Below are 14,095 nucleotides of genomic sequence, written 5' to 3' on the forward strand. Positions count from 1 at the left end.
CAGGCTAGCCACCATTCCATGGCGGGTCCATGACAAGGAGAGTAAAAAAGCGGCGCATTTCCGCGCCGCTTCGATCCGGTGTCAGCCGGCGGCCGCCACCGCCCGCTTGGCCATCACCTTGACCAGATTGGCGCGGTACTCGGCACTGCCGTGCAGATCGGACAGCATATCGTCGGCTGAAACGCTCAATCCATCGAGCGCCCCGGCCGAGAAATCGGCGGACAACGCCTCCTCCGCATCCTGCCAGCGGAACACACCGTCTGCGCCGGCGCCGGTCACGCCGACACGCACCGCATCACCGAATTTGGCAACGAAGGCGCCAGCCATCGCATAGAGCGACGCGGGATTTGGGAATTTCGAATAGGCGCTGTTGTCGGGTGCCTCGAACGATACCGCCGTGACGATCTCGTCCTCCTCGAGCGCTGTTTCGAACATCCCGGCGAAGAAGTCGCCGGCGGCGATCTCGCGCTTGTTGGTGTGGATCGTCGCGTCGAGCGCCAACATCGCCGAAGGGTAGTCAGCCGCCGGATCGTTGTTGGCGATCGAACCGCCGATCGTGCCCATGTTGCGCACATGCGGATCGCCGATATGGGCCGCCATCGATGTTATGCCGGGGCACACGGCCGCCAGTTCGGCGGATGCGGCGACCTCGGCATGCGGTGTGGCGGCACCGATGCGCACAGATCTTCCGTCAACCGAAATGCCCTTCATCTCCTCGACATGACGCAGATCGATCAGCGTGTCTGGCGCTGCGAGCCGTTGCTTCATCGTCGGGATGAGGGTGTGGCCGCCGGCGAGAAACTTGGCGTTTTCCGCCGCCGCCATCATCTCGGCAGCTTCACTCACCGACGCGGCGCGCTGATATTTGGTCTCATACATGGTCGCTATCCCTTGTCTCAGCCTGCGATCGCCGCCCACACCTTTTGCGGTGAGGCGGGCATGGTCAGGTCATTGTTACCGATTGCATCGGTGATGGCGTTGATCACGGCGGGCGGCGAGCCGATGGCGCCTGCTTCACCACACCCCTTGATGCCAAGCGGATTGGACGTACATGGCGTAACCGAATGCGACACCTTGTAGGACGGCAGGTCGCCGGCACGCGGCATGGTGTAGTCCATGTAGCTTGCCGTGATCAGCTGTCCGGTATCGGCGTCGTAGGCCGTGCCTTCCAGCAGGGCCTGGCCGATCCCCTGGCCAATGCCGCCATGCACCTGGCCCTCAACGATCATCGGGTTGATTATGTTGCCGAAATCGTCGGCGGCCACGAACTGTACGATCTCGGTCGTCCCGGTTTCCGGGTCGACTTCGACCTCGCAGATGTAGCAACCGGCCGGGAAGGTGAAGTTGGACGGATCATAGAACGCGCCTTCCTTCAGTCCCGGCTCCATGCCATCCGGCAGATTGTGGGCGGTATAGGCATTGAGCGCCACCTCGTGCCAGCCAAGCGCCTTGTCGGTGCCCGCGACCATGACCTGACCGTTCTCGATAACGATGTCGGCTTCGTTGGCCTCGAGCAGATGGGCGGCGATCTTCTTGGCTTTCGACTCGACCTTGTCGAGCGCCTTGACGATGGCCGACATGCCGACCGCGCCGGAGCGCGATCCATATGTGCCCATGCCCATCTGGACCTTGTCGGTATCGCCGTGGACAACCGACACATTGTCGATCGGCACGCCGAAGCGATCGGCGACCAGCTGGGCGAAGGTGGTCTCATGGCCCTGGCCGTGGCTGTGCGAACCGGTCAGGATCTCCACCGTGCCGACGGCATTGACCCGCACTTCGGCCGATTCCCACAGGCCAACGCCGGCGCCAAGCGAACCGACAGCCTGTGACGGTGCGATGCCGCATGCCTCGATGTAACAGCTCATGCCGATACCGCGTTTCTTGCCGCGGCTTTCGGCCTCCGCCCTGCGACCGGCAAAGCCCGCATAGTCGGCGGCTTTCATGGCCGCGTCGAGAGAAGCCTCGTAGTCACCGGCGTCATAGGTCATGATGACCGGCGTCTGGTACGGGAACTCACGGATGAAGTTGGAGCGCCTGAGTTCGGCGGGCGAGACGCCAAGTTCGCGCGCCGCCGTTTCCATGGTGCGCTCCAGCAGATAGGTGGCCTCGGGCCGGCCCGCACCGCGATAGGCATCGACCGGCGCGGTGTTGGTGTAGACCGCACGCACATTGCAGTGGATGGCCGGGATCACATACTGGCCCGACAACAGCGTTGCGTAGAGATAGGTCGGCACCGCCGAAGAGAACAGCGACATGTAGGCGCCGAAATTGGCGATCGTGTCGACCTTCAATGCGGTGATCTTGTTGTCGGCGTCGAACGCCATCTCGACGGTGGAGACATGATCGCGGCCATGCGCATCGGTCAGGAAGCTCTCGGTGCGGTCGGCAACCCATTTGACCGGCACGCCGGTTTTCCGCGACGCCCAAAGACAGACGATCTCTTCCGGATAGATGTAAATCTTGGATCCGAAACCGCCACCGACATCGGGCGCGATGACGCGCAGCTTGTTTTCCGGCGCGACATTGTAGAACGCGCTCATCACCAGACGGGCGACATGCGGGTTCTGCGACGTCGTCCAGCAGGTGTAGTGGTCCTCGGCCTCGTCGTAGTGGCCGAGCGCGGCGCGCGGTTCCATGGCGTTCGGCACAAGGCGGTTGTTGACAAGACTCATGCGCGTGACATGGGCAGCGCTCGCTATGGCCTGGTCGGCAGCGGCGCTGTCGCCGATTTCCCAATCGTAGATCAAGTTGCCCGAGGCGTTGTCGTGGATCAGCGGCGCGCTGTCTCCGAGCGCGTCGACGGCTTCGGTTACCGCCGGCAATTCCTCATAGGACACGGCGACCTTCTCGGCGGCGTCGCGCGCCTGCGCCCGTGTATCGGCGACGACGATGGCGACCGCATCGCCGACATAGCGGACCTTTTCCTGGGCGAGCGGGCGCCAGTTGCCCATGTTCATCGGCGATCCGTCCTTGGAATGGATCATCCAGCCGCAGATAATGCTGCCAATGCCGTCATTGGCGAGTTCGTCGCCGGCCAGCACGCCGATCACGCCCGGCATTGCCTCGGCTTCGGATGTATCGATGCCGGTGATCGTCGCATGGGCGTGCGGCGAGCGCACGAACGCCGCATGCTTCATGCCGGGTACCGACATGTCGTCGGTGTAACGGCCCTTGCCTGTAATGAACCGCTTGTCTTCCTTGCGCGCCACGCGGGCGCCGATGCCTTCAAGTCCCATGAATTCCTCCCGTTAAGATCGCGCTGGCGGCCTTGGCGCGCCTGGCACCAGCCTTTTCGAAACACGTTACGCGGCAGCAAGCACCAGCCGGCCCCGCCGTGCCCGTTTCCTCCAGCGCTATTCGGCAGCCACTTTCGCCGCGCCGTTCATCTGCTCGGCGGCAGCAAGGATCGCCTTGACGATGTTGTGATATCCGGTGCAGCGGCAGATATTGCCTTCCAGCTCGGCACGAACCGTGGCCTCGTCCAGCTGTCCGCCATGCTCCTCGATCATCGCGGTCGCCGCCATGATCATGCCCGGCGTGCAGAAGCCGCATTGCAGGCCGTGATGGGCCTTGAAGGCTTCCTGCACCGGATGCAGTGCGCCGCCGGCAGCAAGGCCCTCGATCGTCTTGATCTCGGATCCGGACGCCTGGGCTGCCAACATGGTGCAGGATTTCACCGCCTTGCCGTCGATATGCACGACACACGCCCCGCATTGCGACGTATCACAGCCGACATGCGTTCCGGTCAGGTTCAGGTTCTCGCGCAGGAACTGCACCAGCAGCGTGCGGTCCTCCACATCACCGGACACGCGACGGCCGTTGACCGTCAACTCCACTTTCGCCATCGATTTCCTCCCAATCGGTGCGGCGCCGGCATGCAATTACTTGTCGACCGGCGCGCCGCAACGAAACTTGAAGGCGAATACATGTTTTGTCCATATGCAGATGCGAAAAACCGATTTGAAAACAACATCGGCCATCTGCGCCCTTGAATTCGCGGCGCGGAGCCAGTAAATCGCGCGAAGCGCTGATCCAGAGGTCGACGCCACCCCGCCGCATTAGCTCAGTTGGTAGAGCACGTCATTCGTAATGATGGGGTCGCTGGTTCGAGTCCGGCATGCGGCACCAGTTTTTCCCAAACATCAGGCTCTTGATCCCGGTCCCCCGAAACCGCCAACCTCATTGTCCGCTTGGCGCCGTCCGCCCGGTGATCGCGTTGCGGAAACCTTCATAGACCCGGCCCCAGGCGGCCGGCAGGCCGAGGCCGAGCGCATTGCGGCGCGACGGGCCGGCCAGCGCCAGAACGATCAGGCCGGCGAGGAACAGGATCGCGACGGGGGCGCCGACGGCGCGCGGCAGCTCGGTCATCGGCAGCGCGTTGAGCACCAGATTGCCGGCGCCATAGATGAACAGCGTCTGCGTGCCTGCGATCCCCACGACCTGCAACGGTCGCCGCAGCAACTTGATCCGATGCGCCAGCATCAGCGTGCATGCCATGCCGGCGAAGGCCAGAATGCCGACCGCGTAATAGCCCGGGTGGTTGGTCCAGCGATGCGCCAGGAAGCGGCGTCCGGCCTCAAACGGTCCATGGGACAGTTCCATCGCAAACACGACGACAGCGATCAGGAGAACGACCGCCGGAAGCAGCGGGCCGCGGCGGCCGGTCAACATCTCGCCGACAGCAAGGCCGAAGCCGAGAAAGGTCATCGCCGGGAGCAGCCCCGGGCCATAGCCGTTGCCGGCGCCAAGAAGAAAGCTGGCAGGATAGGCCGATTCGCCGAGGATCTGCGGCCAGACAGGCTGGAGCGCCCAGCCGATACACGCGACCGCGAGTATGGAGGCGGAACCGAACCGCGTGATGAGCGGCAAGATGCCGATCAGAACTGCGAACAATGCGGCATAGATCAGGAAGATTTCGTTGAAGCGACCGAGGCCGAGGCCGACGACGCTTTTCCACCCGGCTTCGAAATCCATGTTGCCGGACACCACGGCCGCGATCGTCAGAAGGATGGCGAGCCCCCAGCAGGTTATGAGACGAGCGAACATGCGCTCCCGTACGGCTTGCAGCGGCCTGCCGGAGCGCACTTTCTTCAGATAGGCGATCTCGACCATCGCCCCGAAAAGAATGATGAAGCAGGGCGTCGCCAGCCGCGTCAGGGGAATGAAATGGTGAAAGTCGGGAACAAACTGGACCTTGACATGGTCCACCATCGCGAGAAAGACCGCCAGACCCCGCATGATGTCCAGCACGGCAAAACGCTCGACGTTTCCCGGACTGTTCTCGCTTGACGCTGAGGTGGCTCTTTCCATGCTGATCTGTACAGCCGGAACAGCCACGTTTCCCCTGGTATTGGGGGTAGCGGATATATCAATCCGTATCGCGGAGATATCCGGACGGGTAGCGGTTGACGAAGCAGATAGCCGCCAGCCCTAAAACGCTTTCCGCCAGCTTGCCGACACCCAGGCATTGCTGGACCCGCCGCCGGCCGTTCCGCTCACCATGAGCGAAAACACCGATTGATCGGTGACGTCGACCTCAAAGCCGGCCCCGCCGCGAATCCAGTCTTCCGGGCCCTGACTGCCGGGCAAGGAGAACGCTTCGAGGCCGATCAACTGACCGGAAGTCGCGTCATTCGATCCGCCGATCCGGTGCACGCCCTGCAGCGTTCCCGTCACGCGGAAGGTCTCCGTCACCGGAACCGTCGCATCGACACCATATCTGGCCAGGGTCTCGCTGGAGCATTTCTTGGCGAAGATCGCCGGCGCCGGCCCGCCGGATTCCGTATAGCGATCCATGCAGGCGTTCGACCACGCCAGTTCAGCGAAAGGCGACAGGTTCGGCAGTGCGTTCTCCCATTGCGCGCGGCCGCGAAGTCCGACGCCCGATATGTCCGTCGTGCCTTTGGATGTGACGACCGATCCGGCATTCGCCAGGTAGTTGCGCCTGATGTCGGCGTTGCCGATGACACCGGCTGCGGTCACCACCGCCCAGAGACCGCGGTCTTCGGTGCCATGGACAAGCGATATGGCTTCCAGCTTGGCCGACAGCGTTTCCAGTTCCGTCTCGCCGCCGAGTGCCGTTCCGATGGATTGCCGTGCGCCACCCAAGGTGCCGTTTATCTGCACCGGACCGAAATTGTGGCCGCCGCCGAACTCGACGAGCCCGAAGTTCCCGTTGCCTCCGGGCTGGCTCAGACTGCCGAGGTCGCCAGTTGCCCAGACGATCGAACGGTCGGGGGATGCGCGCCGGTCGAGCGGTCGGCTGCCAGCGCCATTCAACTGGATGTTCATGTTGGAAAGCACGGAACTGCTGGTTGCGCCCGCATCGGCAAGGGAATCGGCGACATCCTCAACGAAGACAAGCCCGGAATCGACATCGCCACCACCGCCCGTATCGCCGCCGCCCGTGTCTCCGCCGCCCGTATCGCCGCCGCCCGTGTCTCCACCGCCCGTATCGCCGCCGCCCGTGTCTCCGCCGCCCGTATCGCCGCCGCCCGTGTCCCCACCGCCCGTGTCTCCGCCGCCCGTATCGCCGCCGCCCGTGTCCCCGCCGCCCGTGTCGCCGCCGCCAGTATCGCCGCCGCCAGTATCGCCGCCGCCAGTATCGCCGTTGGTCACGCGCGCTATGAAGATGCGATCATCCGTTGCCTTGCCGACAATGACGCTGCCGTCGGCATTGGTCCCGTGAGCTGCGAGCGTGACGTCCTCGGCGATCGTGACGCTGGCATTGCGCAACCAGTCCTCGACGGTCTGCATCGCGCCGTTTTCCCAGCGAAAGGCGCGGGTCCTGATGCCGCCATTGTACACGGACGTCGTCCCGACAATGACCTTCCCGTCATCAGAGATATCGAAAGCCTCCGAGCCACCCGCGCCCGACGCCAGATCGCCAAGGCTTTCGGCTGGTCCGCCATTCTCCCAACGCACCGCGTAAACCACCGGAAAACCGCCGCTGACCGCCCGGCCGACGACGACGCTACCGTCATTGGAAATCGCGCGCGCAACGGCGCCGGTTCCGCCGTTGAGCATGCCAAGCGGGGTCAAGCCGGATTCCGTCCAGATAAATGCCGTGCCGTCGACCTCCGGCACAATACTGAAATAGGTGCCGACAATCGACTTTCCGTCCGCCGAGACGTCATAGGCGAACGACTTGCTGCCCGCCGGCATGCCAGTCAGTCGGCTGAGGTCGCCTCCTGCCCATTGAACCGCGAATTGATCCAGGCTCGTCGTTGAATCGACAGCTACCCCGACGATCACGTTCCCGTCGTGGGATACGCCATAGGCTCGCGTTTCCGTCGCCGAACCGGAATTGTCGGCGAAGCTTGTGGAAAGCTGCTGCATGCCGCTGCCATCGCCATTCCACCGGACCGCAAAATCGATCGTGTTGATGATCTCGAATCCGACAATCGTCGATCCGTCGCCCGATATCGCCAGTGCGTCCTGCCCGCCGATCTGCTCCGGTGTGCCGCCGACCGTCACGCGCATGGCCTGGGCCCCGAGTTCGCCAACCACGATCGTGCCGTCGCTCGATACGCCCCAGGCCTCCATCTGACTCGTATCGTCCAGAACGTCGAACGCGCTTTCCTGCGCGCCGGCCGGAATGACCGTACCCGCGAGTATCGTCGTCGCAAACAGGTAGTTCTTCGCCCTGAAACCCATCGATCGCCCCCTAAAACCCCTTCGCCTTGACCCGGAGAATCCGCCGCGTCACAACGGCGCCCAGCCGCCCTGCTCCCAACATGACGCAGGGAACGGTTCCATTAAGCAGGTTCAGGCTTCGGGGTATGTCCCCTGAACAGGGGGTGATAGTGTCGAATAGTCTGCGTTTATCTGCAGTTGACATCTTTACTGGCAGTTGCACTTGCTCTGTCTTTTAAAGATGGACCAGCTGACGCAATCGGTGGATGTGTGAGACGAATACTTATACTAGAGGATGTCGCGGAAACGCGGCGGTGGCTGGCGAGGGTCGCACTCGCAGCATTCCCGGACGCCGAGATTTTTGAGGCCGAGAGCTTGCGCGTCGGTCGCGCAGCGGCGGAGTCCCGCCCCGATCTTGCCTTGATCGATCTGCGGCTGCCGGATGGGTCAGGGCTTGATCTTCTTGGTCTTCTGCGCGCCAACAGCCCCGACACGACCTGCGTCATCACGACGGTCATGGGAGATGACGCGGATGTCGTTGCCGCCCTTTCGCAAGGCGCGCAGGGCTATCTCCTGAAGGATCAGGACGACGCGATGCTGACGCATCTGTTGCGCCAGTTGAGCCTCGGCATCCCGGCATTGTCGCCGGTGATCGCACGCCGCATCATGAACCACTTTCGCGATACCGGCCCGGTGACAGCGGATGTGCAGCTGACGCGCCGCGAGACCGATGTTCTGACGCTGATCGCGCGCGGCTTGAGAAACGCCGAAGTTGCCACCGAGCTCGGCTTGGCAGAAACCACCGTTACGGGATACATCAAGGATATCTACCGCAAACTCGGCATTTCATCGCGCGCCGAGGCGTCCTGGCACGCGACACGGCTGGGCCTTCGCACATCAGCCGAAACCGACAACCGTTGATGGTACACTGGGCTGCGGATCCCGGTTCCTGCCTCGTGAAACTCCGGGACGACTTCGCCGTAAGGCGCAACCCAGTCATTTCATGATCATGCCCCGCTGCTCCGAGCAGTTTTTTGATCGGCGTATTCGCGTTTGGAATCAGAACTTTATCCAATGGGCGACCATCGACTTAAGCACAATGGATAATTGAAGGACCGTTTACCCTTCGGTTACCAGAGATACTCCGGTCGGCCGTGCCCGCATTCCGGAAGTGCTCACGCAATTGGGAGGAACCTCTTTATGAGCCAGAAATTCATGCTCAATCGCCGTTCTGTGCTGCGTTATGGCGGCGTGGCGGCAACCACGCTTGCAACGCCCTACTTCTTCACGCGCGGCGCTCTTGCGCAGAGTGAAGACTACCGCAATGCGCCGAAGGGCGATACGGTGACCCTGGGCTTCAACGTCCCGCAGACGGGCGCTTATGCCGACGAAGGCGCCGACGAGCTTCGCGCTTACGAACTGGCCGTCGAGCACATCAATGCCGGCGGAGGCGGCATGCTCGACACGTTCTCGTCGAAAGCCCTGACCGGCGGCATCAACGGCAAGAAGGTCGCCTTCGTGACCGGCGACACGCAGACCAAATCCGATGCGGCACGTGCATCCGCAAAGCGCATGGTCGAGTCGGACGGCGCGATCATGATCACCGGCGGTTCATCGTCGGGCGTTGCCGTGGCCGTGCAAGACTACTGCCAGACCGCCGGCATCATCTTCATGGCCGGCCTGACGCACGCCAATGACACCACCGGCAAGGACTGCCGCGCCAACGGCTTCCGTCACTTCTTCAACACCGAAATGTCGGGCGCGGCCCTAGCGCCGGTGATGAAGAACCAGTTTGGTTCGGAGCGGGTGGCCTACCACCTGACCGCCGACTACAACTGGGGCTGGAGCCAGGAAGGCTCGATCAAGAAGTACTCGGAGCAGCTTGGCTGGCAGACCGCAGCCGCCGTCCGCACGCCGCTCGGTGCCGGCGACTTCTCGCAGTACATCACCCCTGTCCTGAACTCGGGCGCCGACGTGCTGGTTCTCAACCACTACGGCCGCGATATGGTCAACTCGCTGACCCAAGCCGTTCAGTTCGGTCTGCGCGGAAAGCAGGTCAACGGCAAGGACTTCGGCATCGTGGTGCCGCTTTACTCGCGTCTGATGGCACAGGGTGCCGGCGAGAACGTGAAGGGCATCTACGGTTCGACCAACTGGCACTGGTCGCTGCAGGACGCCGGCTCGCAGGCCTTCGTCCGTTCGTTCGGCGAGAAGTACGGCTTCCCGCCATCGCAGGCAGCTCACACCTGCTACTGCCAGGCGATCCTCTACGCCGATGCCGCACAGCGTGCCGAGACCTTCCGTCCGTCGGCAGTCGGCGCCGCACTCGAGGGCTTCGATTTCGACGGCCTCGGCAATGGCCCGACGACCTACCGCGCTGAAGACCATCAGTGCTTCAAGGACGTTCTGGTCGTGAAGGGCAAGGAAAACCCGAGCTCGAAATTCGACATCCTGGAAGTCGTCGAGGTCACCCCGCGCACGCAGGTCGAGTACGCGACCGACATGCTGGGCTGCAACCGCGGCGACATCAACGACGGCGTCTAATCAACGCCATCATCGTCACGGCCGGCCCCCTTCCCGGGGCCGGCCATCTCTCAGTATTCCAGGGGGGAATCGGTCATGGACGCGATTCTGCTGCAAATTCTCAATGGGCTGGACAAGGGCGGCGCGTATGCGCTGATCGCGCTTGGGCTGACCATCATCTTCGGCACGCTTGGTGTCGTGAACTTCGCGCATGGCGCGCTATTCATGCTGGGTGCCTTCTGCGCGGTGACGATGCAGCGCATCCTGCAGATCTCCTACGTGACCGAATCGGCGACCGAGAAGGACTTCCTCGGCAACCCGCTGAAGATCGAAACCCCCTATATCGAGCACTGGTTCGGCGATTTCGGGTCCTTCCTGATCGAGTATTCCGTGCCGGTGTCGATCATCATGGCCATACCGGCCATGCTATTGATCGGGATAATCATGGAGCGCGGCCTAATCCGCTTCTTCTACAAGCGCCCGCATGCCGAGCAGATCCTGGTGACCTTCGGCCTTGCGATCGTCTTGGGTGAGATAATCAAGAAATTCTACGGCGCCAACCCGATCCCGATGCCTGCGCCGGACATTGCGCGCGGCATGATCGATATCGGCGTCATGCTCGGCCTCGACCCGGGCACCGTGCCCTATCCGACCTGGCGTCTTGTCTACTTCCTGTTCTCCCTGATTCTGATCGGCGGCGTGTTTGCCTTCCTGCAATTCACCACCTTCGGAATGGTGGTGCGCGCCGGCATGGCCGACCGCGAAACCGTTGGGCTGCTTGGGATCGATATCGACCGGCGTTTCACCACTGTATTCGGAATTGCCGCCGTGGTGGCGGGACTGGCGGGGGTCATGTACACGCCGATCCAGCCGCCGGACTATCACTGGGGCATGGACTTCCTGGTGCTGTCCTTCGTCGTGGTCGTGGTCGGCGGCATGGGTTCGCTGAGCGGCGCAGTCGCGGCAGGCTTCCTCTTGGGCGTGCTGCAATCCTTCGCCTCGATGAGCGAAGTGAAAGCCATCCTGCCCGGCATCGACCAAATCATTATTTACCTCGTCGCGGTCTTCGTACTGCTGACACTGCCGCGCGGCCTGCTTGGGCGCAAAGGCGTGATGGAGGACTGAGACCATGTTGCGAACCTTCACCACAAACGACTGGCTCATGCTGATCGGCTTTACCGTCGTGGTGTTTGCCGGCCCTTGGACCTTGCAGCCCTTCGGCGCGGCCTATCCCGACCTCCTGCAGAAGTTCGCGATCTTCGGAATCTTCGCGATCGGCTTCAACATCCTGTTCGGCCTGACCGGCTATCTGTCCTTCGGACACGCCGCGTTCATCGGGATCGGTTCCTACGCGACGGTTTGGTCGTTCAAGCTGTTCACCATGAACGTGATCCCGGCGCTTGCGCTGTCGATCATTCTGGCCGGGGTGTTTGCCCTTCTGATCGGCTATGTGTCGCTGCGTCGTTCGGGGATCTACTTCTCGATCCTGACGCTGGCCTTCGCGCAGATGTCGTACAATCTTGCCTATTCCGTGCTGACGCCTATCACAAACGGCGAAACCGGACTGCAGGTGCGTGCGATTCGCGACAGCGCGGAAACCTCGCTGCGCGACGGCGATATCCGGATCATCGACCAGGCGTTCGGCCTGACTGAGACGGGCGTTCCGATCACCAACCTGTTCGGCATTCCGATGAGCGGCTACACGGGCTTCTACTTCTGCGCCGTGGTGCTGGTGATCTGTTTCTTTATCGCGATGTGCATCACGAAGTCGAACTTCGGCATGATGCTGAAGGCGATCAAATCGAACCAGAGCCGCCTGAACTACACCGGCATCCACACCCGCCCCTATCTGATCGCCGCTTTTGTGATCTCGGGCATGTATGCTGGCCTCGCCGGCTCGCTGCTGGCGATCACGGACCCGATCGCGGGTGCCGAACGCATGCAGTGGACGGCTTCGGGTGAAGTCGTGCTGATGACCATTCTGGGCGGCGTTGGAACGCTGATCGGACCGGTGCTCGGCGCGGGCCTGATCAAGTATGCCGAGCAGAAGGTCTCCTCTTGGAACGAGGGCATCCTGCACCAGGCGCTGTCGTTCCTGCCGGATGGCATGGAAGACTTCGTTGTCGGGATCGCTTCGCTGTTCGTCGGCGAAGGCTGGCACCTGACGCTCGGCCTGTTGTTCATGATCATCGTGATCTTCCTGCCAGGCGGGCTCATGGAAGGCGCGCGGCGCATCGCCGCGCTATTCCGCCGTGGCGGAAACTCGGAAACGACAGTAGGCTCCGTTGGCGAAGCCATGGGAGAACGGGGGTAAGTCATGTCGGTAACAGCTGAAATACTGGACGACGACGAAGAACGCGGCTTCAAGAGCGGCATTCCCGACAAGGTTCTGCACATCGATGACGTGCACAAGAGCTTCTCGGGACTGCACGCGCTGAGCGATGTCGACCTGGATGTGCGCAAGGGCGAGACCCACGCCATCATCGGACCGAACGGCGCCGGCAAGTCGACGCTCCTGAATGTGTGTGTCGGGCGGCTGAAGCCCGACCGTGGCGCGGTGATCTTCGATGGCGAGGTGCTGACCGGCAAATCGCCACACGAGATCAACCAGCTCGGCGTGGCGCGCGTCTTCCAAACACCCGAGGTGTTCCTCGATCTGACGGTCCTGGAGAACGTCATGGTGCCGGCGCTGTCCAAGCGGGACGGTCACTTCAAGCTGAACATGTTCCGGGCCTTCGCGGATGAACGGACAATCCGCGAGGAAGCGATCGAGATCATCCACAATGTCGGTTTGCACGCGCAGCTCAATGACTCCGCGTCCAGCATGTCGCGCGGCGACAAGCGGCGGCTGGAACTGGCCATGGGTCTGATTCAGCATCCCAAGCTGCTGTTGCTCGACGAGCCGACGGCGGGCATGGCGCGGCACGACACCAACGCGACGATCGAGCTGCTCAAGAAAATCAAGGAAGGCGGGATGACCAAGGTCATCATCGAACACGACATGCATGTGGTGTTCTCGCTTGCAGACCGGATCAGCGTGCTGGCCGGAGGACGCATCATCGCCCAGGGCACGCCGGAGGAGATCAAGAACAATCCGCGGGTCAAGGAAGCCTATCTCGGGGAGGAGCAGGTATGAGCGAAGTGGTACAGGGCGAACCGGGACACCCTGTCCTCGGCGATGTGAAATCGACCTATTTCGCGGTCCGCAATCTCAAGGCCTATTACGGCGACAGCTTCATCGTGCAGAACATCTCCTTCGATGTGAAGGAAGGCGAAATCCTCGCCCTGCTCGGCCGAAACGGCGCCGGAAAGACGTCGACGCTGCGCTCGATCGCACGCGCCGGCTCGCCGGAACTGCGTTCAGGCGAAGTCTGGCTCAAGGGAGAGCCCGTGCACAAGATGCAGTCGTTCCAGGCCGCGTTGCACGGTATTCAACTCGTACCCGAAGACCGGCGCATCATTCCCGGCATGACGGTGGAGGAAAACCTCGACCTTGCATGCATTTCCGGGGAGCTTGGCTGGGATTACGAGCGGATCTACAACCTGTTCCCGCGCCTGAAGGAACGCCGACGGCAGGAAGGAACGACGCTGTCAGGCGGCGAACAGCAAATGCTCGCAATCAGCCGCGCGCTGGCGCGTGATCTCAAGCTGCTGCTGCTCGACGAACCCTATGAGGGGCTCGCGCCGGTCGTGCGTCACGATATCGAGAAGGCGCTGATCGAGGTGCGCAGCGCCGGCATCACGACGATCATCGTCGAGCAGAATGCGGTGGCGGCGCTGAAGCTCGCCGACCGGGCGGTCATCCTCGACACCGGCGAAGTCGTCTACGACGGCACCGCTCAGGAAGTTCTGGAAAACGAGCAGCTGCGCCACGACTATCTGGCGATCTAGCGGCTGGTCATGCAGCCAGAAACAGAAAGGGCGGCTCAGGCCG

The 14,095-nt window shown here is 62.5% G+C and carries 11 protein-coding genes and 1 tRNA gene; 7 read left to right on the forward strand and 5 right to left on the reverse strand.

Annotation, left to right across the window (positions count from 1 at the left end):
• Positions 1 to 81: 81 nt before the first annotated feature.
• The 3 genes from ACO06R_RS19705 to ACO06R_RS19715 all read right to left on the reverse strand — a co-directional run bounded on the left by ACO06R_RS19705 (position 82) and on the right by ACO06R_RS19715 (position 3,848).
• Positions 82 to 879, reverse strand: coding sequence for an FAD binding domain-containing protein (locus ACO06R_RS19705; protein WP_421854258.1), 798 nt, complete (start codon positions 877 to 879; stop codon positions 82 to 84).
• 17 nt (positions 880 to 896) lie between these two features.
• On the reverse strand, positions 897 to 3,239 hold the full coding sequence (locus ACO06R_RS19710) for a xanthine dehydrogenase family protein molybdopterin-binding subunit (protein WP_421854261.1): 2,343 nt from the start codon (positions 3,237 to 3,239) through the stop codon (positions 897 to 899).
• 117 nt (positions 3,240 to 3,356) lie between these two features.
• A complete protein-coding gene (locus ACO06R_RS19715) occupies positions 3,357 to 3,848 on the reverse strand; it encodes a (2Fe-2S)-binding protein (protein WP_421854264.1) in 492 nt (163 codons plus the stop codon).
• Positions 3,849 to 4,055: 207 nt separating this feature from the next.
• On the opposite strand from ACO06R_RS19715, the gene ACO06R_RS19720 reads away from it, so the two are divergent.
• Positions 4,056 to 4,131 (forward strand) — tRNA-Thr (locus ACO06R_RS19720).
• Positions 4,132 to 4,182: 51 nt separating this feature from the next.
• Here the strand turns inward: ACO06R_RS19720 and opgC are convergent.
• On the reverse strand, positions 4,183 to 5,313 hold the full coding sequence (gene opgC, locus ACO06R_RS19725; protein WP_421854267.1) for an OpgC domain-containing protein: 1,131 nt from the start codon (positions 5,311 to 5,313) through the stop codon (positions 4,183 to 4,185).
• 120 nt (positions 5,314 to 5,433) lie between these two features.
• Entirely contained in the window at positions 5,434 to 7,659 is a 2,226-nt protein-coding gene (locus ACO06R_RS19730; RefSeq protein WP_421854270.1) for a hypothetical protein, read from the reverse strand.
• A 249-nt stretch (positions 7,660 to 7,908) separates the two neighbouring features.
• Here ACO06R_RS19730 and ACO06R_RS19735 point away from each other — a divergent pair, with 249 nt between their 5' ends.
• From ACO06R_RS19735 to ACO06R_RS19760, 6 genes are all read left to right on the forward strand, one after another.
• Positions 7,909 to 8,559: a LuxR C-terminal-related transcriptional regulator gene (locus ACO06R_RS19735; protein WP_421854272.1), complete on the forward strand. Its 651-nt coding sequence runs from the start codon at positions 7,909 to 7,911 to the stop codon at positions 8,557 to 8,559.
• Between the two features lie 279 nt (positions 8,560 to 8,838).
• Positions 8,839 to 10,182 carry a substrate-binding protein gene (locus ACO06R_RS19740; protein ID WP_421854275.1) on the forward strand — a complete coding sequence of 448 codons (1,344 nt, stop codon included), beginning with the start codon at positions 8,839 to 8,841 and terminating at the stop codon, positions 10,180 to 10,182.
• Between the two features lie 75 nt (positions 10,183 to 10,257).
• A complete protein-coding gene (locus ACO06R_RS19745; protein WP_421854278.1) occupies positions 10,258 to 11,286 on the forward strand; it encodes a branched-chain amino acid ABC transporter permease in 1,029 nt (342 codons plus the stop codon).
• Between the two features lie 4 nt (positions 11,287 to 11,290).
• Positions 11,291 to 12,475: a branched-chain amino acid ABC transporter permease gene (locus tag ACO06R_RS19750; RefSeq protein ID WP_421854281.1), complete on the forward strand. Its 1,185-nt coding sequence runs from the start codon at positions 11,291 to 11,293 to the stop codon at positions 12,473 to 12,475.
• Between the two features lie 3 nt (positions 12,476 to 12,478).
• The gene (locus tag ACO06R_RS19755; protein ID WP_421854284.1) at positions 12,479 to 13,297 is read left to right on the forward strand and encodes an ABC transporter ATP-binding protein; all 819 of its coding nucleotides are present in this window, start codon (positions 12,479 to 12,481) and stop codon (positions 13,295 to 13,297) included.
• Entirely contained in the window at positions 13,294 to 14,052 is a 759-nt protein-coding gene (locus ACO06R_RS19760) for an ABC transporter ATP-binding protein (RefSeq protein ID WP_421854287.1), read from the forward strand. Before ACO06R_RS19755 ends, ACO06R_RS19760 begins: the two co-directional genes overlap by 4 nt.
• Positions 14,053 to 14,095 lie beyond the last annotated feature (43 nt).

The sequence above is a fragment of the Oricola sp. genome (assembly GCF_965230365.1).
Classification (GTDB): Bacteria; Pseudomonadota; Alphaproteobacteria; order Rhizobiales; family Rhizobiaceae; genus Oricola.

What these genes read in the sequence shown, in the direction of transcription:
- ACO06R_RS19705 (WP_421854258.1), bottom strand. Translation starts at nt 879, where the DNA reads ATGTATGAGACCAAATATCAGCGCGCCGCGTCGGTGAGTGAAGCTGCC.
- ACO06R_RS19710 (WP_421854261.1), bottom strand. Translation starts at nt 3,239, where the DNA reads ATGGGACTTGAAGGCATCGGCGCCCGCGTGGCGCGCAAGGAAGACAAG.
- ACO06R_RS19715 (WP_421854264.1), bottom strand. Translation starts at nt 3,848, where the DNA reads ATGGCGAAAGTGGAGTTGACGGTCAACGGCCGTCGCGTGTCCGGTGAT.
- opgC (WP_421854267.1), bottom strand. Translation starts at nt 5,313, where the DNA reads ATGGAAAGAGCCACCTCAGCGTCAAGCGAGAACAGTCCGGGAAACGTC.
- ACO06R_RS19730 (WP_421854270.1), bottom strand. Translation starts at nt 7,659, where the DNA reads ATGGGTTTCAGGGCGAAGAACTACCTGTTTGCGACGACGATACTCGCG.
- ACO06R_RS19740 (WP_421854275.1), top strand. Translation starts at nt 8,839, where the DNA reads ATGAGCCAGAAATTCATGCTCAATCGCCGTTCTGTGCTGCGTTATGGC.
- ACO06R_RS19745 (WP_421854278.1), top strand. Translation starts at nt 10,258, where the DNA reads ATGGACGCGATTCTGCTGCAAATTCTCAATGGGCTGGACAAGGGCGGC.
- ACO06R_RS19750 (WP_421854281.1), top strand. Translation starts at nt 11,291, where the DNA reads ATGTTGCGAACCTTCACCACAAACGACTGGCTCATGCTGATCGGCTTT.
- ACO06R_RS19755 (WP_421854284.1), top strand. Translation starts at nt 12,479, where the DNA reads ATGTCGGTAACAGCTGAAATACTGGACGACGACGAAGAACGCGGCTTC.
- ACO06R_RS19760 (WP_421854287.1), top strand. Translation starts at nt 13,294, where the DNA reads ATGAGCGAAGTGGTACAGGGCGAACCGGGACACCCTGTCCTCGGCGAT.